The organism is Micromonospora sonneratiae (assembly GCF_042679305.1).
In the GTDB taxonomy this organism is placed as follows: domain Bacteria; phylum Actinomycetota; class Actinomycetes; order Mycobacteriales; family Micromonosporaceae; genus Micromonospora_H; species Micromonospora_H sonneratiae.
In genome coordinates this window covers 1-23656 of sequence record NZ_JBHTMP010000023.1, presented here as the reverse complement: position 1 = coordinate 23656, position 23656 = coordinate 1, and the positions used below count along the sequence as shown (strand labels likewise).

Below are 23656 nucleotides of genomic sequence, written 5' to 3'. Positions count from 1 at the left end.
TCCGGGCGGCCCTGTCACCGCCAAGGCGAGATTACCCCCTGGGGTATATGGGCCGCCGGGCCGAAAGTCCCGAATTCGCCGTCCGGCGAGACCGCCGGCACGGTCACCTGGACCGCCTGGAACCAGGACCTCGCGGGGATGACGTAGTGGTTGCCGCCGACGGTCCGGAGCTGGACACCGCCGGTCGAACCGGTGTTCTGGCCGATGGTGGCGACCTCGGTGCCCGACTTACGCCCCGGTCACCGTCACGACCTCGCCGGCGATGAGGGTGGCGCTGTCGGTCGTGATGGTGGTGGCGTCGGCCGTGTTCTGTTGGCGCAGCTCGCTGGGTGCTGCGGCGGCGGGCACGACCGGTACGGCGCTCAGGGTCGCGGCAGCGGCCAGCGGCAACCAGGCTTCGCGATCTTCGTGGCCCAGGGCACCTCTCGGCCAGAGACATCCATGGGTACGGCAGACACTCGGGCGCTTCGCCAGGGATGCCAACAAATCCGAGACGGCGGCTTCCTTCCATGGCACAAACCCGCCACACTGGTACGCCGAATCACAGGCGGAAACGTCATGCTGTCGGACGTGTTGGGACTGTCCCCTGAGGAGTCGGACGCCTACCGCGCCCTGATCTCGGTCGCCTCCGCCACCCCCGCCGAACTCGCCGGCCTCGTCGGCGGCGACACCAGCGAGGTCGCACGCAGGCTCAGCCTGCTCGAAGACAGGGGCCTCACCGCCCGCAGTCTCGGCGACACCACCCGGTTCGTCGCCTCCCCACCGGCGGCGGCACTGCGGGCGCTGCCGATCCAACGGCAGAACGAGATCAAGCTGGCCGAACTCGAGATCGACTCACTCGACGAGATCTACCGGACGGCCACCCTCAGCCGTGGGGTGGCGGACGTCGTCGACGTCGTACACGGCGTGGAGGCCATCCGTGAGCGGTTCGGGCAGCTACAACTCGGTGCCCGCGAAGAGGTCATGAGCTTCGTCAAGGCACCCGTGACGGCGATCAGTTCGGCCGAGAACGTGGCCGAACACGCGGCCCTGGCCCGGGGGAGTGGGCCAGGGCGACCCGGGTCGTCACCTCGGCGGACACCATCTCGGAGGTTGCCGGTGGTCAGGTCGACGACCTGGACGTGCAGATCGTCAGCCTGCTGCTGACCGGCCTCACCGACCACGCCGTCGCCACCCATCTGGAAACGTCGCTGCGTACCGTCCAACGTCGGGTGCGTAGCCTGATGGACCTGGCGCAGGTGCAGACCCGGATGCAACTGGGCTTCCAGGCGGCCCGCCTGGGTTGGCTCGACGCCGGTTAGCTCGACGCCAGTTAGGCAGCTGGCAGGCAAGTCCCCCGCGGGTCGGGCTGCGCCGGTTCGTACGGGATGCAGGTCTCTGGCTGCCCTGTTCCTGCTGGCACTCTCCTTCGGCACCGATGACACGATCGTCGCGGGAATCCTGCCCGAGATCGCCGCTGACCTGCGGGTCTCCGTTGCGGCAAGCGGGCAGCTGGTCACCGTATTCGCGTTGACCTTCGGTGGTCCGCTCGCCGTGCCGACCGCTGCAACAGGGTGCCTGATCGTTGCCCTGTCGTTGTTCGTCACAGCCTTCGGGCTGGACCGTCAACCCCGTCGATCATGAAGTTATAGCCGGAATCAGAGATCAAACCGGGCTATAACTTCATGATCAACGGAGGAGGCGGGGAAGCTCCCGCGCGTCCAGCTCAGAGGGCCCGGATGGTGAGGGCGGCGTCCAGGGCAGCGATGGTGGCGGACCAGCCCTTGTCCTCGGCGGAGCCCGGCAGACCGGCCCGGTCCCGGGCCTGGTCGAGGGTGTCGACGGTGAGTACGCCGTGGGCGACCGGCTTACCGGTGTCCAGCGCGATCCGGGTCAGCCCCTCGGTCACCGACTTGCAGACGTAGTCGAAGTGGGCGGTGGCTCCCCGGACCACGACGCCGAGCGCCACCACCACGTCACAGCGGCGGGCCAGCGCCTGGGCGACCACCGGAAGCTCGACCGAGCCGGCCACCCGGGCGGTGACCACGTCGTCGACACCGCAGGCCTTGGCGGCGGCGACCGCCCGGTCGAGCATGTGGTCGGTCAGTTCACCGTGCCAGCGGGCGGCAACCACCCCGACGGTCAGCCCGGCGGCGTCCACCGTGGACGTGTCCGGTTCTCCGAAACCTGCCATCGTTATGCCAGTCCTTCCGTGACCTCGTCCAGTTCGTCGAGCAGGTGCCCCATCCGGTCCCGCTTGGTGCGCAGGTAGCGCACGTTCTCCGGGTGTGGGCGGATCGGCAGGCCCTCACGGCCCACGACGGTCAGCCCGTAGCCTTCCAACCCGGCCCGCTTGGCCGGGTTGTTCGTCAGCAGGCGCATCGAGCGCACGCCCAGGTCGTAGAGGATCTGCGCGCCGGTGCCGTAGTCGCGGGCGTCGGCGGGCAGGCCCAGTTCCAGGTTGGCGTCGACCGTGTCCCGGCCGAGGTCCTGCAACTGGTACGCCTGGAGCTTGTGCAGCAGGCCGATGCCCCGCCCCTCGTGGCCGCGTACGTAGAGGACCACGCCCCGCCCCTCCTCGGCGACCCGGGCCAGGGCGGCGTTGAGCTGTGGGCCGCAGTCGCAGCGCAGTGAGCCGAACACGTCCCCGGTCAGGCACTCGGAGTGGACGCGGACCAGCACGTCCTGCCCGTCGCCGAGGTCGCCGTAGACCAGGGCGACATGTTCGGCCGGGTCGTGTTCGGCGCGGTAGCCGAAGGCCCGGAAGACGCCGTGCGGGGTGGGCAGCCGTGCCTCGGCAACCTGCTCGACCTGCTTCTCCGTACGCCGCCGGTAGGCGATCAGGTCGGCGATGGTGATCAGCGTCAACTGGTGCTCGGCGCTGAACTTCTCCAGGTCGGGCAGGCGCATCATGGTGCCGTCGTCGTTGACCAGTTCGCAGAGCACACCGGCCGGGCGCAGTCCGGCCAGCCGGGTCAGGTCGATGGCGGCCTCGGTGTGTCCGGGACGGCGCAGCACCCCGCCGGCCTTTGCCCGCAGCGGTACGACGTGTCCCGGCCGGGCCAGGTCGGTGGGGCTGGTCGCCGGGTCGGCCAGCAGCCGGATGGTGTGCGCCCGGTCGGCGGCGGAGATGCCGGTGCTGACGCCTTCCCGGGCGTCGACGGTGACCGTGTACGCGGTGCCCCGCCGGTCCTGGTTGGTGTGGTACATCGGCGGCAGTTCGAGGCGCTCGCAGTCCTCCTCGGTCAGCGGCGCGCAGATGTAGCCGGAGGTGTAGCGGACCATGAAGGCCAGCAGTTCGGGGGTGGCGAGTTCGGCGGCGAAGATCAGGTCGCCTTCGTTCTCCCGGTCGGCGTCGTCGACGACCACCACGGCGCGACCGGCGGCGAGATCGGCGACGGCCTGTTCGATGGTGCCGAACCGGCTCGGGCCGGAACCAACCTCACCCGGACCGACCTCGCCCGGACCAACCTCGCCCGGACCAACCTCACCCGAACCAACCTCGCCCGGACCGGGCTCACCGGCTCCGTTCATGCTCTCCACGATTCTCATGCGACTGCCTCCGCGTAACTCGGCAGAGAGGGGCTGGGTACCCGCCGGGACGCCCGCGAGGTACGCAGCCAGCTGACGAAGCCCCATCCGCAGAAGAGGCCGTAGACGGCGTACATGGCGGCCGAGGGGTAGAACCCGCCGGCCAGTAGCAGTGGGACGCCGACAGCGTCGACGGCGATCCAGATCAGCCAGAACTCCACCCAACCCCGGGCCATGCCGTACGTGGCGAGCATGCTGCCGACCAGGATCCAGGCATCCGGCAGGGGTCCCCACGAGCCTAGGGCCAGCAGGATCGGGTAGGCCAGTGCGATGGCCAGTACGGTCACGCCGACCATCACCAGTCGTTCCCGGCCGGTGGCCCAGCGGGGCGCCACCGCCGCGCCTTCCGGTGCCGCGCCCGCCCGTCGGGTACGCGACCAGCGCCACCAGCCGTAGGCGCTGACGGTGAAGAAGGCGACCTGCCGGCCGGCCTGGCCGTAGAGGTCGAGGGCCTGCGGGGTGGTGAAGACCCCACCGAGGAAGACCGTGAGCAGCAACGCGTTGCCGAACATGCCGACCGGCCAGGCCCAGACGACGCGACGTAGCCCGAGCAGCGCCGATGCCAGGCCGAAGCCGTTGCCGACGATCTCCCGCCAGAGCACGGTCGAGCCGGCCACCTCCAGGCGGGCGTCGAGTAGCCAGTACAGCGGTTCCATCAGCGGTTTCCCAACAGGCGCTCGACGTACTTGGCCAGCACGTCGACCTCCAGGTTGACCGGGTCGCCGATGCCCTTGTGGCCGAGGGTGGTGAGCTTGAGCGTGGTCGGGATCAGCCCGACGGATAAGCTGTCGTCGGTGACCTCGGCGACGGTCAGCGACACCCCGTCGACCGTGATCGACCCCTTCTCCACCACGTACCGGGCGATCTGGCCCGGCAGGGTGAACCGGACGGTCTCCCACTGGGCGGCGGGTTCCCGGCTGAGGATCTTCCCGACGGCGTCCACGTGCCCCTGCACGAGGTGTCCGCCGAGCCGGCTGCCCAGCGTGGCGGCCCGTTCCAGGTTGACCGGGTCGCCCGGTTGCAGCACGCCCAGCGACGAGCGGCGCAACGTCTCCCCCATGACGTCGGCGGTGAAGGTGCCGTCGGCGACGTCGACCACGGTCAGGCAGACCCCGTTGACGGCGATGGAGTCGCCGTGGCGGGCGTCGGAGGTGACGACCGGCCCGTGTACCGCCAGCAGGGCGGAGTCCTCGCTGGTGTCGGTCAGCCGGACGACCGACCCCAGTTCCTCGATGATTCCGGTGAACATGTCTCAGCCTTCCCTCTTGCGGGGCAGCGCGGTGATCCGCAGGTCCGGACCGACCCGGGTGATGTCGACGAAGTCCAGGTCGATGGCGTCGGCGATGGTGTGCACCCCGGCGTCGGCCAGCGCGGTCGGCCCGGCGCCGAGCAGCTTGGGCGCGACGTACCCGATGATCTTGTCGACCAGGCCGGCGGCCAGGAACGATCCGGCCAGGGTCGGCCCGCCCTCGAGCAGCACGGACCGCGCGCCGCGCTGGTAGAGGGCGGCCAGCAGCGCCGGGAGGTCGACCCGGCCGTCGGGGCCCGCCCCGACCTCCGCGCTGGTCGCGATCCAGGTGCGGGCGGCGGCGTCGCGCACCCGGGCGTCGGCCGGGGTACGACCGGAGCTGTCGACCACCACCCGTAGCGGCTGCCGGATGGCCAGGGTGCCGTCGCGCAGGTTACGGGCGGTCAGCCGGGGATCGTCGGCCAGCACGGTGCCGGATCCGACGATCACGGCGTCGACGGTGCCACGTAGGGCGTGTACGTCGATCCGGGCCGCCTCGGAGGTGATCCACATGCTGGTGCCGTCGGTGGCTGCGGAGCGTCCGTCGGCGGTGGCCGCGTACTTCCAGATCACGTACGGCCATTCCCGCCGTACCGAGGTCAGCCAGGCGATGTTGGCGGCTTCCGCCTCGGCGGCGCGTACCCCGGACTCGACCTCGACCCCGGCGGCCCGCAGCGTCGCGGTGCCACCGCCGGCGATCGGGTTGGGGTCGTTGACGCCGATCACCACGGTGGCGACGCCGGCCTGGATGAGCGCCCGGGTACACGGCCCGGTACGGCCGGTGTGGTCGCAGGGTTCCATGGTCACCACGGCGGTGCCGCCCTTGGCCCGGTCACCGGCCTGGGCCAGCGCGACGATCTCGGCGTGCGGGCCGCCGGCGTAGGCGTGGAATCCCTCCCCGGCGATCTCTCCGTCGGCGTCCAGGATGACGCAGCCGACCACCGGGTTGGGACTGGTCGTGCCCAGTCCTCGGGCAGCCAGATCAATCGCTCGACGCATCGCCTCGTCGGTGGAGACGCTCGCCATCGGCCGGCCCCTACTTTCTTCGCTCGCCTGTGGGGCGCGCGGGCGGGGGCGGGGAGGCAGACGTGGCCGGGTGGCCCTGGGCAGGCGGAGTCCGGGTACGGCAAAGCCGGCCCCGGGAGTTTCCCGGACAGCCCGGACCCGGGCCGCCGAGAACTCCGCCGCCGCGCGCTGTCTCCCATCCGGACTGTCTGAGCGTGGGCGGTCTGCCCGCGCTCAACCGTCGGCCCTGGGTTCACACCAGGTCCACCGGGCGGCAGAGCCGACCGGGTCGCGGGCTTACCACGGTCGGGCCGTGGATCACCGCCGGTTCGGAATTACACCGAGTCCCGCCAGCGCGTGGTGGGTACGGTGTGAGTCTTACACGGAATCGACGTTTCGTCGCGGCTGAGGGGAGCAACTTCACAGTCGGGCCGCAGCGGGGCCGGGCCCGCCCCGGCGGCAGGACCGGGGCCCGACCACCCCGCCCGGGCGCGGATTCCGGTGCGGGATCCGCTGGTCAGCCCGTGGCGCGCCGCCGGTCGAGGGCGACGTACGACCCGGGTTGGCCCTTGGCCACGCTCTTCATCTCCGAGGCGACGGCGATCGCATCCATCGGGTTGGTGAACCGCCGCTCGGCGACCGACACGGAGACCCCGATCGACAGGGTGACCAGGGCGGCGCGTTGGATGTTGCCCCGGCGGTCCCGCAGTTCGACGTAGCCGCGTCCCCGGTCCTTCGGATCGTAGAGATCGTCGGCGGCCTTCTCGAAGTCGATCACGGCCCGTTCGGTGAGTGGTCGCACCTGGTCGGGCGCGCAGACGATGACGAAGTCGTCGCCGCCGATGTGGCCGAGGAACGCCGGTGGAAGTCCGACGGCAACCACCGCCCGGTGCAGGCTACGGGCCAGGGCACTGATGAACTCGTCGCCGCGACTGAAGCCGTACCGGTCGTTGACGCTCTTGAACCGGTCGATGTCGATGTAGCCGACGGCGTAGTCCACGCCACTGCGGATCCGATCGGTGATCTCCCGGCGGACCCGGCTGTTGCCGGGCAGCCCGGTCAGCGGGGAGACCTCGCGGAACTCCTTGTTGCGGCGCAGCGTCGAACTGACCCGCGCGATGAGTTCGGCGGTGTCGAACGGTTTGACCACGTAGTCGTCGGCCCCGGCGGTGAGGCCGTGGACCTTGTCCACCGTCATCCCCTTGGCGGTCAACATGATCACCGGAAGGGCGGAGGTCAGCGGGTTGGCCCGCAGTCGCCGGGTGAGTTCGAGGCCATCCACGCGCGGCATCATCAGGTCGACGACGGCGAGGTCGGGACGCCGTTGCTCGACCTTCTCGAGGGCTTCCTGACCGTCGCTGGCCCGTACCACGTCGAAGCCGTGCAACCGCAGGTTGAACTCGACGAACCGGGCGATGTCCTCGTCGTCGTCGACGACGAGGATGAGGTCTGGTTGATCCTCGGCCGGCTCCACGGTCAGTCCTGCCGGCTGGTCCGCTCGGCCAACCGGCGCAGTTTGTCGATCGCTTCGGCCGGGTCCGCCGCACCGTAGATGGCGGTGCCGGCCACGAAGGCGTCCGCTCCGGCGGCTGCGGCCTGCTCGATGGTGTCGGCGGCGATACCGCCGTCGACCTCGATCCGTAGTTCGAGGTGCCCCGCGTCGACGTGCCGCCGGGCGGCGCGGACCTTGTCCAGCAGTTCGGGGATGAACCGCTGACCGCCGAAGCCGGCCTTGATCGTCATGATCAGCAAGGTGTCGAAGCTGGGCAGCAGTTCGAGGTACGGCTCGATCGGGGTGTCCCGGTCGATCGCCAGGCCCGCCTTCGCCCCGGCCGCCCGCAGGTCCTTGGCCAGGGCGACGGGATCGTCACAGGCCTCGGCGTGGAACGTGACGTTGTAGGCACCCGCGTCGGCGTAGGCCGGGGCCCACCGGCGCGGATCCTCGATCATCAGGTGCACGTCGAAGGGCAGCGACGTCGCGGCCAGCAGGCTCTGCACCACCGGCAGCCCGATGGTCAGGTTCGGCACGAAGTGGTTGTCCATCACGTCGACGTGCAGCCAGTCGGCCGCGGACTCCACCACCTTCACCTCGTCGGCCAGACGGGCGAAATCGGCGGCGAGGATGCTGGGCGCAACTATGGGCGCTGGTGCGGTCACGGCGACAGTGTACGAACGCCACCCGACGTTTCCTCACCGGCTACCGCCGCGCGGCAAACCGTCCACTATCCGGGACGACCGCGCTACCAGCCTGTTTGGCCTGCTCATCGGGCTTTCCAAAAGTTTGTAACAGTCATGTTTCAGCTCTTCCGCCAGCCGCTCGGCCTGACATAGCGTGCCCGCCAAGACCAGAGGTCAGACCTCCATCCTCTGACCTTTGACCTCCTCAGACCTTTGACCTATGAGGTGAGCGGCGTTGCAGGAAACCGCAGACAGGTACCGCGGCTACCGATCCTTCGACTATCTGGAGCCACACCGGGACTACAAGGTCTTCGAGTTGGCAGCGGAGATCGGCCGGGTACCCGAGCACGACCTCGGCCTGACCGACAGCCAGCGGGCCCGGGTGACCCAGTTGCTCACCGAGCACATGGCCATCTCGCTGCACGAGCACCCGAAGATCCTGCCGGCGGACGTGTCGCAGCTGCGTGACTACAACCGGACCGGTCGCAACTCCTTCGGCTTCGAGGGCCTGGCCCGCTCCGGCATGACCGCCGTGTTCGACAACTTCATGAACGGCACCGGCTGTGTCACCAGCGAGCACGCCTGGAAGTGGGACGACGTCATCTACGACATCGGCCTGCGCTTCGCCGACGTCGCCAAGCAGGACTACGTCGTCGTGGCCACCACGCTGGAACAGATCTTCGAGGCCAAGCGCAACGGCCAGCTCGCCCTGGTGGCGGGGCTGGAAGCAGCCACGATGATCGAGAACGAGCTGGACCGTATCGACATCCTCTACGGCTTCGGCGTACGCCAGATGGGCATCGCGTACAGCCAGGCCAACATGCTCGGCTCCGGGCTCTCCGAGGACCGCGACGGCGGGCTGACCCACTTCGGTCGGCGCGCGGTGGACCGGATGAACAAGCTCGGCATCGCCATCGACATCTCGCACTCCGGCGACCAGACCTCGCTGGACGTGATCGAGGCGAGTCGGGTACCGGTGTTCATCACCCACGCCGGTGCCCGCTCGGTCTGGAACACCCCTCGGATGAAGCCGGACGAGGTGATCCGGGCCTGCGCCGAACGGGGTGGCGTGATCGGCATCGAAGCCGCACCGCACACCACCCTGTCGGCCGACCACCCACACCACTCGCTCGAGTCGGTGATGGACCACTTCAAGTACTGCGTCGACCTGGTCGGCATCGACCATGTCGCGTTTGGCCCGGACACCAACTTCGGTGACCACGTCGGGCTGCACGACAGCTTCACGCAGCACCTGGCGATCGGGAAGGCCCACGGCGTGGTGGACCACCCCCGGGTGCCGTACGTGTCCGGCATGGAAAACCCCGCCGAGTGCTTCAGCAACATCGTCGGGTGGCTGGTCGCGCACGACTACTCCGATGACGAGATCGCCAAGGTCATCGGCGGCAACATCATCCGGGTTCTTCAGGAGGTTTGGTGAAAAACATAGTCAAGGGCCGGTGGCGGGTTGCCGTCGCGCTCGGCGCGGTGGCCGCGCTGGGTCTCTCCGGTTGCAGCCTCAACGAGGACAACGGGTCGTCGAGCGGCGGCTCGGGTGACGGCTCGGTGCTGCGCATCGGCACCACCACCGACGTCAGCAACTTCAACCCGCTCCAGTCGCTGAGCAAGACCGACTCGTGGATCCTCAACGCGATGTACCCGCACCTGCTGCGGATCGACGAGAACGCCAAGAAGGCGCCGGAGCTGGCGAAGGAGTACAAGTACGAGGACGGCGGCAAGACCGCGGTCTTCAACCTGCGCGACGACTTCAAGTGGACCGACGGCAAGCCCGTGGTCGCCGAGGACGTCAAGTTCAGCGCCGAAATGATCATGAAGTACAAGCTCGGCAACGTCGCGGCCAAGCTGACCTGGGTCGAGTCGATCGAGGCGCCGGACGCCACGACGGTGAAGTTCAAGCTGTCGCAGCCGTACGCGCCGTTCGCCGAGGGCGTCGGCTTCTGGATGTCGATCGTGCCGAAGCACATCTTCGAGACCGCCGGGGACCTCTCCAAGTTCCCCAACGACTCCAACTGGGTCGGTGCCGGACCGTTCGTGCTGGACAGCATGACCAAGGGCCAGCGCTACGTCATGAAGCGCAACGAGAACTACCCGCTGGCCCCGGGTGGCAAGGCCGCGGTGAGCCAGGTCGAGTACCGGGTCTACCCGGACGTCAACACGATGATGCTGGCGCTGCGCAACGGTGACATCGACATGATGGGCACGCCGGTGCCGGTGTCGGCGGCGAAGACCTTCGAGAACGACTCGAAGATCAAGCTGGAGAAGGTCGGCGCGCTCGGGTTCGCGCACCTGACCTACAACATGAACAACAAGCACCTGGCCAAGCAGGAGGTGCGGCAGGCGCTGTCGATGTCGGTCGACACCAAGGCGATCATCTCCTCGGTGCTCCAGGGCGACGGCCAGCAGATGGCCGGCCCGATCTCGCCGATCTTCGCCGACTACGACAACACCGAGATCCAGCCGTACGCGTACGACCCCGAGGGCGCGAAGGCCAAGCTGAGCGCGGCCGGCTACAAGGACGCCAACAACGACGGCTTCTTCGACGGACTCAGCATCGGCGTGGCCTGTGACCAGTCCAACGCCAACATCACCCGCGTGGTGCAGCTCTTCCGCGAGAGCGCGGCCAAGGCCGGCATCAAGCTGGAGAACCAGTGCGTGGAGCGGAACACCTTCCTGACCCGCACCAAGAACGGTGAGTACGACATCGACGCCTCGCAGTGGGGCGTGTTCGACAACCCGATGGACCAGCTGCGCAGCACCTACCTGTCCAGCAACCCGGGTGGCATCAACTACAACCTGCTCAAGTCCGACGAGATGGACCAGCTGATCAACGACGCGGCTGGCACCACCGACGCGGAGGCGTTCAAGACCAAGATCAAGAACATCGACAAGGTCGTGCACGAGCAGGCGTACCTGACCCCGCTGTACGTGGAGAACTTCCAGTTCGCCTACAACGCCAGCAAGTTCACCGGCTTCGTCGCGTCGCCGTCGGACCTGCTCGGCATGGTCACCGCGTACTCGTTGGCGCAGGTCACCCCGGTCAAGTAACCCGAATCAAAGGGAAAGGAGGGGTCCCCCGTGGTGCGTTTCGTGCTCAGCCGGGCACTGAAGGCCGTCCTGACCGTGTGGATTGCGATCACTTCGACTTTCTTCCTGCTCCGGCTCCTGCCGGGGGACCCCACGACCCTGATGGTCGAGGGGGACATGACGCCGGAGATGCAGGCGGCGCTGCTCAAGACGTACGGCCTGGACCGTCCGCTGTGGGAGCAGTACGTGTCGTACCTGCGGGAGCTGCTCCAGGGCAACCTGGGCATCTCCTTCCGGCAGATCCAGCCGGTCACCGACATCATCCTCGACCGCCTACCGTGGACGCTGCTGCTGGCCGGCACCGCGTTCATCCTGACCGTCGCCGTCGGTATCCCGATCGGCGTGACCGCCGCGGTCAACCGCGGCAAGCTGATGGACCGTCTGCTCCAGGGCTTCGGCATCAGCGCGAACGCTCTCTTCGTGCCCAGCGTCGCCATCCTGCTGCTGGTCTTCTTCGGGGCCCAGCTCGGCTGGTTCCCGATCGGTGGGGCGATCGACCCGGACACCCGGGGCGCGGCGGCGTACCTGAGCCTGGCCCACCATCTGGTGCTGCCGGTGCTGTCGCTGGTGCTGGTGCAGCTCGGGCCGTACGCGCTGACCCTGCGCACCAACATGATCGAGGTCCTCGGTGAGGACTACATCCGGGCCGCCCAGGCCCGTGGTCTCTCGGCCCGACGCCGGGTCTGGAAGCACGGTCTACGTAACGCGATCCTGCCGGCGCTGACCCTGATGGGTCTGCAACTGGGCACCCTCGTCGGTGGCGCGGTGCTCACCGAGACGGTCTTCGCCTACCCCGGCGTCGGTCGGCTGATCTACGAGGCGGTCGGCCAGCAGGACTACCCGGTGATCCAGGGGGCGTTCATCATGCTCGCCGTCACCGTGGTGGTCGCCAACGCGCTGACCGACATGCTCTACGCGGTCCTCAACCCCAGGATCCGGCTATGAATGCCGTCCTGTTCGCCGCCACCATCAACGAAGGGAGGGTGCCGTGAGCGCCCCTGTGCTGACCGAGCAGTCGGTACCGCCGGTCGTTCCGACCGCCACCAGGCGATCCTGGTACGCCTACCTGCGCCAACCCTCCGCAGCATTGTCCGTACTGGTGCTGGTCGTGATGGTGCTGATGGCGGTCTTCGCGCCGCTGATCGCCGACGAGCCGGCCGGTGCCGGCCCGGACGTGCTGCAACCCCCGTCCGGAGCGCACTGGTTCGGTACCGACGACCTCGGGCAGGACATCTTCGCCCAGGTGGTCTGGGGCACCCGGACCAGCCTGGTGATCGGTCTGGCCGCTTCGCTGATCGCGATCGTGCTGGGCACCGCGATCGGGCTGGCCTCGGCCTACTTCCGCCCGATCGACGCGGTCGCCACGGTGATCACCGACGTGATGCTGGCGCTGCCCACCCTGCCGCTGATGATCATGCTGGCGGCGGTGGTCAACCCCAGCGTCGTCACCCTGACCATCATCATCGGCCTCTTCGCCTGGCCCGAGGTGGCCCGACTGATCCGGTCACAGGGCCTGGTGATCAGCGCGATGCCGTACATCGACGGGGCCCGGGTGCTCGGTGCCACCGGTTGGCGGATCGTCACCCGGGAGATCCTGCCCGCGGTCGTCTCGCTGATGATCGTGAGTGTGCTGCTCACCGCCTCCCGGGCGGTGATCTCCGAGGCCGGCCTGAGCTTCCTCGGTCTCGGCGACCCGGACGCCTGGTCCTGGGGCCGCATCCTGCTCAACGCCCAGCGCAGCGGCACGATCGCGATCGCCTGGTGGCAGACCCTCTTCCCGTCGCTGGCGATCCTGCTGCTGGTGCTCGCGGCGACCCTCGCCGGCACGCGGTTCAACGACGCCCGTGACCCCCGCCGCAACGGAGGCTGACCAATGCGACTTCCTGACAGCTTCTACACCAGTGTCCGGGCCCGGCTCGCCGAGGCGCTCGACGAGCGTGGCCTGGACGGCTTCCTGGCCACCTCCCCGCCGGACGTCGCCTTCCTCAGCGGCTTCTTCTACATCGCCACCGAACGTCCGGTCTACCTCTGGATGCCCCGGGAGGGGGATCCGCTGCTGGTCATCCCCCGGCTCGACGAGGAGTACGCCGCCCAGCAGGGCGTGCAGATCACGACGGTCAGCTACTTCGAGTACCCGGGCGTGGTCAGCGCCGAGGAGACCCTGGCCTCGGCCCTGTCCCGGCCGGGCGGCCCGGTACGCCGCATCGGTGTGAGCGCAGGCCTGTCGGTCGGCGCGTTCCGGGCACTGTCGCGGGCCATCGCCGGCGCCGAGTTGGAGACCACGGACGCCGTGGCCCAGCTACGGCTGTGCAAGTTCCCCGAGGAGATCCCGTTCCACGAGGCAGCGGCGCGGATCTGCGACGAGATGCTCGGTGCCGGCCGGGCGCTGATCGAGGACGCGCTGGCCAGCGGAGGTCCGCTGCCCCGCGAGGACGAGATCGCCCGGCACGTCATCGGCTACGGCACCGACCAGATGTACGCCCACTACGACCTGGTCGTCTACACCACCAAGCTGGCCGGCGGGCTGGTCTACGCCGGACCGAACTCGGCCCTGCCGCACGGGTTGCCGACCCGGCGGCGGATCCAACCGGGCGACACCCTGATCCTCTCCCTCGGCGCGGCCGTGGCCAGCCGGTTCGTGGAGAGCGAGCGCACCTTCATCGTCGGCGAGCCCACGGCGGAGCAGGTGCGCTACTACGAGGCGGACCGGGAGGCGCAGGAGGTCGGCACCCAGGCGATGCTGGCCGGCCGTACCTGCGCCGAGGTCAACAGGATCTGCCTGGACGTGCTGCGCGAGCACGGGCTGGGCGACTACATCCGGCACCGGCAGGGGCACGGCATCGGGTTGCAGAACCACGAGGCGCCGTGGGTGGAGGACGGCGACGACACCGTCCTCGCCCCCGGGATGCTGCTCTCCAGCGAGCCCGGCGTCTACGTACCCGGCCACGCCGGCTACCGAATCTCCGACACGGTCCTGGTGCAGGAGTCCGGGCCACGTCGGCTCACCAGCTACCCGCGCGATCTGGAATCCAACGTCATTCAGGGGGTCCGATGAAAATCAACGGCGCAGAACTGGTCGTCGAGGCGTTCGGCCCGGAGGACGGTCCGGCCATGATCGTGCATCACGGTGCACCCGGGCTGGGCTCCCGTAACGAGCCGAAGCGCAGCTTCGGTCCGTTCTCCGACCGGATGCGGGTCATCGTCTTCGACGCCCGGGGCTCCGGCGAGTCCAGCGACGACGAGCCGTTCACCCACGAGCAGTGGGTGGCCGACGTGGACGCGATCCGGGAGCACTTCGGCTACGAGAAGATCGTCATGGCCGGTGGCTCGTACGGCGGGTTCATCGCCCTGGAGTACGCCGTCGCCCACCCGGACCGGGTCTCCGCGCTGGTGCTGCGGGACACCGCGGCGGACACCGCGCACGACCACCTGGCCGTCGAGCGGGCCCGCAACACCGACCGCTCGGTGATCCCGGAGTGGGTCATCGAACGGATCGGCACCGGACGGTTCGAGAGCAACGAGCAGCTGCGGGAGTACTGGCGGGCCATCCTCCCGCTCTACGACCACCAGCACGACCCGGCCAAGGACGAGGCGAAGCTGGCGGCCACCCGGTTCCACTACCGGACGCACAACGCCGCGTTCGGGCAGAACATGCCCCGCTACGACCTCAAGCCGAAGCTGCCGTCGATCACCTGCCCGACCCTGGTCACCGTGGGCCGGCACGACTGGCGTACCCCGGTGGCGGCCTCGCAGGTGATCGCGGACCTGATCCCCAACGGTGAGCTGGTGGTCTTCGAGAAGTCCGGCCACTCGCCGCAACTGGAGGAGCCCGAGCTGTTCCAGCAGGTGGTGCGCGACTTCCTCGGCAGAGCCGGAGTGCTGCGATGACCCTCTTGGAGATCACCGACCTGCGGGTCGCGTTCCCCGGCCCGCTCGGGCCGGTAAACGCGGTCAACGGGGTGTCGCTCCAGGTCGACGCCGGAGAGACCCTGGCCATCCTCGGCGAGTCCGGCTCCGGCAAGAGCGTCACCGCGCAGGCGGTGATGGGCATCCTCGACACGCCACCGGCCCAGATCAGCGGTTCGGTCCAGCTACGTGGCCGGGAACTGCTGACCCTGCCGCGCAAGCAGCGCGACCGGATCAGCGGCGAAGAGATCGGCATGGTCTTCCAGGACGCGATGGCCGCGCTCAACCCGGTCTTCACCGTCGGGCACCAGATCATGGAGGTGCTGCGGGTCCGCCGGGGCATGTCCAAGGCCGACGCCCGTCGCCGCGCCATCGAGCTGGTCGACCGGGTCCGTATCCCGGCCGCCAAGGACCGGATCCGCGACTACCCGCACCAGTTCTCCGGCGGGATGCGCCAGCGCATCATGATCGCACTGGCCATCTCCCTGGAACCGGACCTGCTGATCGCCGACGAGCCCACCACCGCACTGGACGTGACCATGCAGGCCCAGGTGATGGAGCTGCTGGCGGAGATCCAGCGGGACAGTGGGATGGGCCTGCTGCTGATCACCCACGACCTCGGGGTGGTTGCCGAGGTCGCCGACGACGTGGCGGTGATGTACGCCGGCCGGATCGTCGAGCGCGGCACGGTCGAGCAGATCTTCGCCGGCCCGGCCCACCCGTACACCGAGGGGCTGCTGGCCTCGATGCCCCGGGTGGACCGGCGTGACGAGGAGCTGTACGCGATCCCGGGTGCCCCACCCAACCCGGCCCGGCTCCCCACCGGTTGCCCGTTCCACCTGCGTTGTCCCCGGGTCACCGACGAGTGTCGGGTGACCCTGCCGTCGCTTCAGGTGCTGCCCGCCAACCGGGCCAGCGCCTGCCACCACCACGAGGAGGTGCTCGGTGCCACCCAGCGATGACGTGGTGCTACGGGTCGAGAACCTGGTCAAGCACTTCCCGATCAAGGGACGGGTTCCGTTCACCTCCGGCGGGGTGGTCAAGGCCGTCGACGGGGTCTCCTTCGACCTGCGCCGGGGCGAGACCCTCGGTGTGGTGGGCGAGTCCGGCTGTGGCAAGAGCACCCTGGCCCGGATGCTGGTCGGGCTGGAACAGCCCACCTCCGGCGAGGTGCGTTTCGGCGAGTCGGTGGTGCACAAGGCCAGGGGCCGGGAACTGCGGGCGCTGCGCCGACGGATCCAGATCGTCCTCCAGGATCCGTACACCTCGCTGAACCCGCGCCGGACGATCCGGGAGATCCTGCTCCAGCCGTTCGAGATCCACCCCGACGTGCTGGCCAAGGGCCGCCGGCTGGACCGGATCAGGGAGCTGTTGGACCTGGTCGGCCTCGACGCGAGCCTGCACCTGGACCGCTACCCGCACCAGTTCTCCGGTGGGCAACGGCAGCGCATCGGCATCGCCCGCGCGCTCGCCCTGCAACCGGACGTGATCGTCTGCGACGAGCCGGTCTCCGCGCTCGACGTGTCGGTGCAGGCCCAGGTGGTCAACTTGCTGGAACGGCTCCAGGAGGAGCTGGGGGTGGCGTACGTCTTCATCGCCCACGACCTGTCCGTGGTGCGGCACATCTCCGACCGGGTGGCCGTGATGTACCTCGGCAAACTGGTGGAGACCGGCCCCGAGCAGGGGCTGTACGACGCACCTCGGCACCCGTACACCAGTGCCCTGCTCTCGGCGGTGCCGGTGCCCGATCCGGCCGGACGGGCGGCGCGGCAGCGCATCCTGCTGGCCGGTGACCCGCCCAGCCCGGTGAACCCGCCCTCCGGCTGTCGGTTCCGTACCCGTTGCTGGCAGGCCACCGAGACCTGCGCCACCACCGAACCGCCGCTGGCTGACGGCAACCATCCGGTCGCCTGCCACTATCCGCTGGCCGCGTAGGGCGACCGGCAACTGTCCGAAAAGGAGAAGGTGCCTTGCTGCAAGAACCCGCGCCCCGGTACCAGGGCCACAAGTCCTACTCGTACCTGGAGCCGCACTCGGACTACCGGGTCTTCCCGCTGGCCAAGGAGGTCGGTCGGGTGCCCGAGTACGACCTCGGCCTGTCCGACGCGCAGCGCGAGCGGGTGACCCGGCTGCTCACCGAGCACATGGCCATCTCGCTGCACGAGCACGCGGTGGTCCTGCCCGAGAACGTGGGGCAGCTGCGCGAATACAACCGGACCGCCCGTCAGCGCACCGGCTTCGAAGGACTGTCCCGCTCCGGTCTGACCGCCGTGTTCGACAACTTCATGGCCGGCGCCTCCTGTGTGACCAGCGAGAACGGCTGGAAGTGGAACGACCTCATCTACGCCCTCGGGATGCGGATGAGCGACATCTACAAGCAGGACTACGTCACGCTGGCCACCTCGCTGGCCGACATCTACGAGGCGAAGCGCAACGGTCAGCTCGCCCTGGTCGCCGGGCTGGAGTGCAGCAGCCCGATCGAGAACGAGCTGGACCGGATCGACATCCTGTACGGCTTCGGCGTGCGGCAGCTCGGTATCGCGTACAGCCAGGCGAACATGCTCGGTGGTGGACTCTCGGAGCGCCGCGACGGCGGGCTGACCCACTTCGGTCGGCGGGCGGTGGACCGGATGAACAAGCTCGGCATCGCCATCGACATCTCGCACTCCGGCGACCAGACCTCGCTGGACGTGATCGAGGCGAGTCGGGTGCCGGTGTTCATCACCCACGCCGGTGCGCGTGCGGTCTGGGACACCTCGCGGATGAAGCCGGACGAGGTGATCCGGGCCTGCGCCGAACGGGGTGGCGTGATCGGCATCGAAGCCGCACCGCACACCACCCTGTCGGCCGACCACCCGCACCACTCGCTCGAGTCGGTGATGGACCACTTCAAGTACCTCGTGGACCTGGTCGGCATCGACCATGTCACCTTTGGACCGGACACGATGTTCGGTGACCACGTGGGCGTGCACGTCACCTACGCCAGTGGCTACGCCCACGACGCCGGCAACCGGCCGGAGCACCCCCGGGTGGAGTACGTGGCCGGTATCGAGAACCCGGGCGAGGCGTTCGGGAACATCGCCGGTTGGCTGGTGAAGCACGACTACTCGGATGACGAGATCGCCAAGGTCATCGGTGGGAACACCGTCCGGGTACTCGAACAGGTCTGGTGATCCGGGTCGGCCGGTGGCCCGATCGACGCCGCGACTGGCGCGCTACTACACTCCGTAGGCCACCGGCGGCAGCGCGAAGTGCGAAGAGGTGAGAGTGGATGGCTCGGCGGGAAACGACGTTGCAGGCCGCACAGGGCCGGCTACGCGTGTTGATCGAGAACGAGTTCCGGCCGGGCGACAAGCTACCCAACGAGCGGGAACTGGCCGATCACCTCGAGGTCAGCCGGGCCACCGTCCGTGAGGTACTCGGTCAGCTCGCCGCGGAGGGTGTGGTCACCCGTACCTGGGGAATTGGCACCTTCGTGCACGACGCCGGCGCCCGCGTTCCGGTTTCGATCGGCGACGTGGTCGCCCTCCGGGACCGGATCACCGCCTCGGGCCATCAGCCGACCCTGCAGGACGCCTCGGTCACCCGGACCGGCTGCCCTGCCGACTGCGCCGACGTGCTCGGCCTGCCACCCGGTGCGCCGGTGTGGCAGGTCGACCGGCTCTTCGCCGTGGACGAGGTGCCGGCCGCGTGGATCCGGGACCATCTGCCGCTCAGTTTCGAGGGGCGGGCCATCGATCCGTCGGGCCTGGTCAGCATCGATCTGGACCTGTTCGAGTTCCTGGCCACCGCCACCGGCATGCCGGTACGCCGGGCGGAGATCGAAATGGCCGCCATCCTGGCCGACGAGGAGGCGGTGGTCCGACTCGGGGTACCGGCCGGTCATCCACTCGTCTACGGCACCCAGATCGGCTACAGCCCGGACGGTACTCCCCTCTTCCACGGTCACCTCACGGTCCGGACCGACGTACTGACCCTCAAGATCACTCGGGGCGGCTAGGTCACCGTCGATCTCGGTGACCCACGATCGAAGGGTTTCCTCTAGCATCTGCGCATGCAGAGTGGATCGAGCCGCAGCTATACCGCCGAGGGTGTGACGGCGTTGCGGGCCGTGGGGGCACGCGAGCGGGACCCGAAGTTGCGGAACCCGGACCATCTGGCAGAGCAGTTCCTCACCTGGCCACTTCGGACCCGGGTCCGCTGGGCACCCCTACGCGTCGCCTCTGTCGCGGTCATCGAGCGGCTCCTGCCCGGTCTCTACCGGTTCGTGACCGCACGGACCAAACACATCGACTCGGTGCTCGTCGACGAACTGGGGTCCGGCGCGGTCCGACAGTTGTTCATCCTCGGCGCAGGCGCGGACAGCCGGCCGTACCGCTTCCGGGAACGACTCGACGGTGTACGGGTCTTCGAGTTGGACCATCCCGCCACGTCGGCGTGGAAACAGCAGCAGACCCGGAAACTGTTCGGTCAGCTACCCGCCCATGTGCGTTACGTGCCGATCAACTTCGACAGCCAGCCGCTCGCCACCGCGCTCGACGAGGCGGGAGCCGATCGCAACACACCGTCGCTGTTCATCTGGGAGGGGGTCACGCCGTACCTGACGGAACAGGCGGTGACCGCGACCCTCAGGGAGATATCGCGTTTCGCCACCGGATCGAGCGTGCTGTTCGACTACTTCTATCACGACGCCATCCATGACCCGACCCGGCACGTGGACGCCCCCAAGTTCCACAGCTACCTCGGTCGACGTGGCGAGCCGCTGACGTTCGGTATCGAACCGGACCAGATGGCGGCGTACCTGGCCACCCATGGGCTGACCCTGGCCTCCCACGCGTACCCGGCCGACCTTGCCGACCGACACCTCGGCGGAGCACATCAGGTGCTTCCCTTCTCGGCCATCGTGCACGCCCGTACCGCTGGATGATCCGCGTCCGGTGACGAGAACCTGCATCCGGCACCGGACGCCCCCTCCGACACTTAGGACAACCACCCGGAAGGTGGGGCCACCGGGTCCGCGTATGCTGCTGCGCGCGGCGACGGCGAACCGGAGCCAGCCGGATCACCACGGAGGCGTACGGATGCGACGCTGGCTGACCATGACCGCCCTGGGTAGCGCTGCGATGCTGGCGCTGACCGGCTGCGCCAACCCGGGTGGTGTCGACGGCGACCTGACCAACAACTGGGCCGCACTCGGCGAGCCCAAGCAGGCCGTACCACAGGCCGGCACCTGCCACCCGCTGTACGAGAAGTTCGGCAGCCTCACCATGTACCGACCGGTGGAATGCGGCCAACGCCATTTGGCGGAAACCACTTATATCGGGTCCTTCACCGGCGAGGACGCCAGCCGCACCACCCGACCGCCGGAGGGTTCGCCGGCCATGCGGGCCGCCTGGCGGGAGTGTGACACCAGGACCGCAGAGTTCCTCGGCGGGGACTGGCGTACCGGCCGACTGACGATGACCCTCATCCGGCCATCGGTCGCGGGCTGGAGCGGTGGCGCCCGCTGGTTCCGCTGTGACGTCAGCGAAGCGAAGAGCGTGGACGACGACGAGCCGGTGTACCGGACCACCAGCCTCAAGGGCGCGTTGAGTGGTTCGTCCAACCTCAGACTCGGCTGTTTCGCCCCGAAGATCCGCGGCGAGGACATCGACGCCATGCAGGAGGTGGCCTGCAGCACCCGGCACGACAGCGAATTCGTCGGCGTCTACACCGCCCCGGACGGTTCGTATGAGGCGTTCATCAAGGACTACGACCGCATGCACCGGGGCTGCCTCCCCGTCATCGCGGCCTTCGTCAAGGTTCCCGTCGACGGCGACCTCAAGTACCGCAGCGGCACGATCGTCTACCCGATCAGCGAGGAAAGCTGGAAGGCCGGCGACCGGGGCGTACGCTGCTTCCTCTGGATCAGCAAGCGCAACTTCACCCGGTCGATGAAGGGTGCTGGCAACAAAGGGCTACCGGCCACCTAGCGCCAACCGTAATGCGCCCGATCGAACAGGAATCCACTACGGGCAATCGAAGATCGGCGAGCCGACGAAAACAGCCGCGCCATGAATGTCGTAGGCTCGCTGCCTACGATCCATACTGTGTCCGGACAACGGCCAGTCAAACCCGAGGAGGACGCACGGATGCGACGGTGGTTGACCACGATCGCCCTGGGCGGCGTCACCGCGCTGGCGCTGACCGCCTGCGGCAACCCGGCCGGCGTCGACGGCGACCTGACCAACAACTGGGCCGCACTCGGCGAGGCCAAGATCTTCGTACCTGCCGCTGACACCTGCCACGCGGAGGAGGGGGACGGCTCGCTGCGCTCGTACAAGCCCATCGACTGCGGCCAGTCCCACAAGACGGAGACCCTCTACATCGGCACCTTCACCGGCAGTGCCACCAGCCGGGAGAGCCCGCCGTCGAACGACTCCGACGAGATGCGTACCGCTCGTCAGGAGTGCCACACCAAGGTGACCGAGGCAGTTGGCGGTGACTGGCGCGGAGCCCGACTGTCCCTGTCCGTCGTACTTCCGAGCGAGCAGGCGTGGACCGGTGGCGCACGGTGGTTCCGGTGTGACATCAGCGAGGTCGAGAGCCTCGATGACGACGACGTCGTGGCGCGGACCAGCAGTGTCAAGGGCGCGCTGAGCAGCACGTCGGAGCTGGCCCACACCTGCTTCACCCCGAAGCTGGCCGGCAGTGCGTTGGACAGCATGACCCCGGTGGCCTGCACGGCGAAGCACCGCAGCGAGTTCGTCGGCATCTACACCGCCCCGGACGGCACCTTCGACGCGATGAAGGCGAACTCCACCCAGACCCACCGACAGTGCCTCTCCGTCGTGGCGTCCTACGCCAAGGTGCCCAACGACGGAGACCTCAAGTACCGCGCCGGCACGATCTACTACTACCCCTCCCGGTCCGACTGGGAGGCCGGCGAGCGGGGCATCAAGTGCTTCGTCTGGGTCAGCAGCCGCGACCTGACCGGCTCGGTGAAGGACGCCGGCACCAAGGGGCTACCGATCAACTACAAGTAGTTCGTACCTCTCGTCGAGAAGAGTAGGAACGAGCTGAGTCAACCAAATGTGGAGCGGTCCCGGATCCGGGACCGCTCCACATTTGGTTACCGCCGGCGGATGAGCACTCTTGCGTGCTGGCTCTGCCCCGGGACCACGATCTGCTCGGTGCAGGCGCCTCCACCCGTAGCCGGTCACGGAGAACGTCGGCGTCCTCGCGGTCGCGCCGTACTACTACCTCAGCCGCGACGCAGCAACGCCAGGAACATCGCGTCGGTGCCGTGCCGCTGTGGCCAGAGCTGAACCGTCGGTCCGTCGCCGAGGCCGGGCATCCCGGACGGCAGCAGTGGCCGCGCGTCCACGAAGTCGACCGGCACCCCGCTACGCCGGGCAGCCTCGGTAACCGTCACATGGGTTTCCACCGTGTGCGGCGAGCAGGTCACGTAGCCGACCACTCCACCCGGCCGTACCGCCCGGAGAGCGGCGCTGAGCAGCTCACGCTGTAACCGGGTCAACGGGGGCAGATCGGAGGGCTGACGCCGCCAGCGGGACTCCGGTCGCCGCCGCAGCGAGCCGAGACCGGTGCACGGTGCATCGACCAGCACCCGGTCGAACGATGCCTCCGGCAGGTCCCGATCCTTACCCACCGTCCTGCCGTCGGTGGCCAGTACGGTGACCGGGAATCCCCGTACCGCCTGGGAGACCAACCGGGCCCGGTGCTCGGCCACCTCCACGGCGGTGAGCGTCGCCCCCCGCTCGGCCGCCAACGCGCCGAGCAGACCGGCCTTGCCTCCCGGCCCGGCACACAGGTCGAGCCAGCGGCTGTCGGACCCCTCGACCGGAGCCAACGCCAGCGCGTTGGCCACCAGTTGGGAGCCCTCGTCCTGGACGTGTGCCCGGCCCTCCCCGATGGCCGCCAACTCACCGGGCGCGCCGCCCGGCAGATAGACGGCGTACGGGGAGAACGCACCCGGCGCACCGCCCACCTCGTCGGCCAACTCGACCGCGTCGGCCCGTCCCGGCCGGGCGCACAGGTGCACCGGGGGACGCTCGTTGTCCTCGATCAGCAGCCGGGTGGTCTCCGCCAGGTCACCGCCCAACGCCTCGGCGAACGCCCGGATGATCCACTGCGGATGGCTGTAGGCCAGCGCGAGGTGCCCGATCGGGTCGGTCTCCGCCGAGGGGGCCACCTGGGCGATCCAGGTGTCCAGGTCCTTGGTGGCGATCTCCCGTAGCACCGCGTTGGTGAACCCGACCGCGCCGGGCGCGACGGCCCGCACCAGGTCGACCGTCGAGGAGACGGCCGCGTGCGCCGGTACCCGGGTGTGCAGCAACTGGTAGGCGCCCAGCCGTAGCGCGTCACGCGCTGGCGGGTCGATGCGCTCCACCTCGCGACCGGCCGCCGTCGCCACGATCGCGTCGAGGGTGCCCAGGGCCCGCAGGGTGCCGTAGGTCAACTCGGTGGCGAACGCCGCGTCCCGGCCGTGCAGCCGGCGGTCGCGCAGGATCGCCGGCAGGACCAGGTTCGCGTACGCGTCATCCCGGTGCACCGCCGCGATCGCCTCGTACGCCGCCTGCCGGGCCAGGTCGAGGGTCGGGCGGG

25 protein-coding genes and 1 riboswitch are annotated in these 23656 nt (G+C 68.9%); of the genes, 16 read left to right on the top strand and 9 right to left on the bottom strand.

Annotated features, from left to right (window positions below):
• Positions 1-228: 228 nt before the first annotated feature.
• Positions 229-390, bottom strand: coding sequence for a hypothetical protein (locus tag ACFQ4H_RS16435; RefSeq protein ID WP_377571839.1), 162 nt, complete (start codon positions 388-390; stop codon positions 229-231).
• A gap of 168 nt (positions 391-558) precedes the next feature.
• Between ACFQ4H_RS16435 and ACFQ4H_RS16430 the strand changes: the two genes are divergently transcribed.
• Entirely contained in the window at positions 559-1146 is a 588-nt protein-coding gene (locus ACFQ4H_RS16430; protein ID WP_377571838.1) for a TrmB family transcriptional regulator, read from the top strand.
• Complete coding sequence (locus tag ACFQ4H_RS16425) at positions 1122-1301, top strand: hypothetical protein (protein WP_377571837.1); 180 nt, start codon at positions 1122-1124, stop codon at positions 1299-1301. Before ACFQ4H_RS16430 ends, ACFQ4H_RS16425 begins: the two co-directional genes overlap by 25 nt.
• A 404-nt stretch (positions 1302-1705) precedes the next feature.
• Here ACFQ4H_RS16425 and ribH read toward each other — a convergent pair whose 3' ends face one another.
• Both ribH and ACFQ4H_RS16415 read right to left on the bottom strand, forming a co-directional pair.
• On the bottom strand, positions 1706-2173 hold the full coding sequence (gene ribH / locus ACFQ4H_RS16420; RefSeq protein ID WP_377571836.1) for a 6,7-dimethyl-8-ribityllumazine synthase: 468 nt from the start codon (positions 2171-2173) through the stop codon (positions 1706-1708).
• 2 nt (positions 2174-2175) lie between these two features.
• Positions 2176-3390, bottom strand: coding sequence for a bifunctional 3,4-dihydroxy-2-butanone-4-phosphate synthase/GTP cyclohydrolase II (locus tag ACFQ4H_RS16415; RefSeq protein WP_377571907.1), 1215 nt, complete (start codon positions 3388-3390; stop codon positions 2176-2178).
• On the opposite strand from ACFQ4H_RS16415, the gene ACFQ4H_RS16410 reads away from it, so the two are divergent.
• A complete protein-coding gene (locus ACFQ4H_RS16410) occupies positions 3370-3549 on the top strand; it encodes a pentapeptide repeat-containing protein (RefSeq protein ID WP_377571906.1) in 180 nt (59 codons plus the stop codon). The genes ACFQ4H_RS16415 and ACFQ4H_RS16410 overlap by 21 nt on opposite strands.
• Here ACFQ4H_RS16410 and ACFQ4H_RS16405 read toward each other — a convergent pair.
• The 5 genes from ACFQ4H_RS16405 to rpe all read right to left on the bottom strand — a co-directional run bounded on the left by ACFQ4H_RS16405 (position 3528) and on the right by rpe (position 8020).
• Entirely contained in the window at positions 3528-4226 is a 699-nt protein-coding gene (locus tag ACFQ4H_RS16405) for a nicotinamide mononucleotide transporter family protein (protein WP_377571835.1), read from the bottom strand. The genes ACFQ4H_RS16410 and ACFQ4H_RS16405 overlap by 22 nt on opposite strands.
• Positions 4226-4819 carry a riboflavin synthase gene (locus tag ACFQ4H_RS16400; RefSeq protein ID WP_377571834.1) on the bottom strand — a complete coding sequence of 198 codons (594 nt, stop codon included), beginning with the start codon at positions 4817-4819 and terminating at the stop codon, positions 4226-4228. Before ACFQ4H_RS16400 ends, ACFQ4H_RS16405 begins: the two co-directional genes overlap by 1 nt.
• Positions 4820-4822: 3 nt before the next feature.
• On the bottom strand, positions 4823-5884 hold the full coding sequence (gene ribD / locus ACFQ4H_RS16395; RefSeq protein WP_377571833.1) for a bifunctional diaminohydroxyphosphoribosylaminopyrimidine deaminase/5-amino-6-(5-phosphoribosylamino)uracil reductase RibD: 1062 nt from the start codon (positions 5882-5884) through the stop codon (positions 4823-4825).
• A 163-nt stretch (positions 5885-6047) separates the two neighbouring features.
• Positions 6048-6222, bottom strand: a riboswitch (FMN riboswitch).
• Positions 6223-6380: 158 nt separating this feature from the next.
• A complete protein-coding gene (locus ACFQ4H_RS16390) occupies positions 6381-7337 on the bottom strand; it encodes a response regulator (protein WP_377571832.1) in 957 nt (318 codons plus the stop codon).
• A 2-nt stretch (positions 7338-7339) separates the two neighbouring features.
• Positions 7340-8020: a ribulose-phosphate 3-epimerase gene (gene rpe / locus ACFQ4H_RS16385; RefSeq protein ID WP_377571831.1), complete on the bottom strand. Its 681-nt coding sequence runs from the start codon at positions 8018-8020 to the stop codon at positions 7340-7342.
• A gap of 256 nt (positions 8021-8276) precedes the next feature.
• On the opposite strand from rpe, the gene ACFQ4H_RS16380 reads away from it, so the two are divergent.
• From ACFQ4H_RS16380 to ACFQ4H_RS16320, 13 genes are all read left to right on the top strand, one after another.
• Entirely contained in the window at positions 8277-9479 is a 1203-nt protein-coding gene (locus ACFQ4H_RS16380) for a dipeptidase (protein ID WP_377571830.1), read from the top strand.
• Positions 9476-11104: an ABC transporter substrate-binding protein gene (locus tag ACFQ4H_RS16375; RefSeq protein ID WP_377571829.1), complete on the top strand. Its 1629-nt coding sequence runs from the start codon at positions 9476-9478 to the stop codon at positions 11102-11104. Before ACFQ4H_RS16380 ends, ACFQ4H_RS16375 begins: the two co-directional genes overlap by 4 nt.
• A 30-nt stretch (positions 11105-11134) precedes the next feature.
• Positions 11135-12088, top strand: coding sequence for an ABC transporter permease (locus tag ACFQ4H_RS16370; RefSeq protein ID WP_377571828.1), 954 nt, complete (start codon positions 11135-11137; stop codon positions 12086-12088).
• Between the two features lie 43 nt (positions 12089-12131).
• Positions 12132-13013, top strand: a complete 882-nt coding sequence (locus tag ACFQ4H_RS16365; protein WP_377571827.1) for an ABC transporter permease — start codon at positions 12132-12134, stop codon at positions 13011-13013.
• 3 nt (positions 13014-13016) lie between these two features.
• Positions 13017-14198: a M24 family metallopeptidase gene (locus ACFQ4H_RS16360; protein WP_377571826.1), complete on the top strand. Its 1182-nt coding sequence runs from the start codon at positions 13017-13019 to the stop codon at positions 14196-14198.
• Positions 14195-15031: an alpha/beta fold hydrolase gene (locus ACFQ4H_RS16355; protein WP_377571825.1), complete on the top strand. Its 837-nt coding sequence runs from the start codon at positions 14195-14197 to the stop codon at positions 15029-15031. The genes ACFQ4H_RS16360 and ACFQ4H_RS16355 overlap by 4 nt, the downstream gene beginning before the upstream one ends.
• A complete protein-coding gene (locus ACFQ4H_RS16350; protein ID WP_377571824.1) occupies positions 15028-16011 on the top strand; it encodes an ABC transporter ATP-binding protein in 984 nt (327 codons plus the stop codon). The genes ACFQ4H_RS16355 and ACFQ4H_RS16350 overlap by 4 nt, the downstream gene beginning before the upstream one ends.
• The gene (locus tag ACFQ4H_RS16345) at positions 15995-16984 is read left to right on the top strand and encodes an ABC transporter ATP-binding protein (protein WP_377571823.1); all 990 of its coding nucleotides are present in this window, start codon (positions 15995-15997) and stop codon (positions 16982-16984) included. The genes ACFQ4H_RS16350 and ACFQ4H_RS16345 overlap by 17 nt, the downstream gene beginning before the upstream one ends.
• Before the next feature lie 35 nt (positions 16985-17019).
• On the top strand, positions 17020-18222 hold the full coding sequence (locus ACFQ4H_RS16340) for a dipeptidase (RefSeq protein WP_377571822.1): 1203 nt from the start codon (positions 17020-17022) through the stop codon (positions 18220-18222).
• Between the two features lie 98 nt (positions 18223-18320).
• Positions 18321-19049, top strand: a complete 729-nt coding sequence (locus tag ACFQ4H_RS16335; RefSeq protein WP_377571821.1) for a GntR family transcriptional regulator — start codon at positions 18321-18323, stop codon at positions 19047-19049.
• A 54-nt stretch (positions 19050-19103) separates the two neighbouring features.
• The gene (locus ACFQ4H_RS16330; RefSeq protein WP_377571820.1) at positions 19104-19976 is read left to right on the top strand and encodes an SAM-dependent methyltransferase; all 873 of its coding nucleotides are present in this window, start codon (positions 19104-19106) and stop codon (positions 19974-19976) included.
• 154 nt (positions 19977-20130) lie between these two features.
• Entirely contained in the window at positions 20131-21021 is an 891-nt protein-coding gene (locus ACFQ4H_RS16325; RefSeq protein ID WP_377571819.1) for a septum formation family protein, read from the top strand.
• Positions 21022-21180: 159 nt separating this feature from the next.
• On the top strand, positions 21181-22074 hold the full coding sequence (locus ACFQ4H_RS16320) for a septum formation family protein (protein ID WP_377571818.1): 894 nt from the start codon (positions 21181-21183) through the stop codon (positions 22072-22074).
• Positions 22075-22292: 218 nt separating this feature from the next.
• Here ACFQ4H_RS16320 and ACFQ4H_RS16315 read toward each other — a convergent pair.
• A partial coding sequence (locus ACFQ4H_RS16315) for an RsmB/NOP family class I SAM-dependent RNA methyltransferase (protein WP_377571817.1) occupies positions 22293-23656 on the bottom strand: 1364 nt, incomplete at its 5' end.

Bases quoted from the DNA above. Each gene is read 5' to 3' on its own strand.
- ACFQ4H_RS16430 (WP_377571838.1), top strand. From the start codon at position 559: ATGCTGTCGGACGTGTTGGGACTGTCCCCTGAGGAGTCGGACGCCTAC.
- ribH (WP_377571836.1), bottom strand. From the start codon at position 2,173: ATGGCAGGTTTCGGAGAACCGGACACGTCCACGGTGGACGCCGCCGGG.
- ACFQ4H_RS16405 (WP_377571835.1), bottom strand. From the start codon at position 4,226: ATGGAACCGCTGTACTGGCTACTCGACGCCCGCCTGGAGGTGGCCGGC.
- ACFQ4H_RS16400 (WP_377571834.1), bottom strand. From the start codon at position 4,819: ATGTTCACCGGAATCATCGAGGAACTGGGGTCGGTCGTCCGGCTGACC.
- ribD (WP_377571833.1), bottom strand. From the start codon at position 5,884: ATGGCGAGCGTCTCCACCGACGAGGCGATGCGTCGAGCGATTGATCTG.
- ACFQ4H_RS16360 (WP_377571826.1), top strand. From the start codon at position 13,017: ATGCGACTTCCTGACAGCTTCTACACCAGTGTCCGGGCCCGGCTCGCC.
- ACFQ4H_RS16355 (WP_377571825.1), top strand. From the start codon at position 14,195: ATGAAAATCAACGGCGCAGAACTGGTCGTCGAGGCGTTCGGCCCGGAG.
- ACFQ4H_RS16350 (WP_377571824.1), top strand. From the start codon at position 15,028: ATGACCCTCTTGGAGATCACCGACCTGCGGGTCGCGTTCCCCGGCCCG.
- ACFQ4H_RS16335 (WP_377571821.1), top strand. From the start codon at position 18,321: ATGGCTCGGCGGGAAACGACGTTGCAGGCCGCACAGGGCCGGCTACGC.
- ACFQ4H_RS16330 (WP_377571820.1), top strand. From the start codon at position 19,104: ATGCAGAGTGGATCGAGCCGCAGCTATACCGCCGAGGGTGTGACGGCG.
- ACFQ4H_RS16325 (WP_377571819.1), top strand. From the start codon at position 20,131: ATGCGACGCTGGCTGACCATGACCGCCCTGGGTAGCGCTGCGATGCTG.
- ACFQ4H_RS16320 (WP_377571818.1), top strand. From the start codon at position 21,181: ATGCGACGGTGGTTGACCACGATCGCCCTGGGCGGCGTCACCGCGCTG.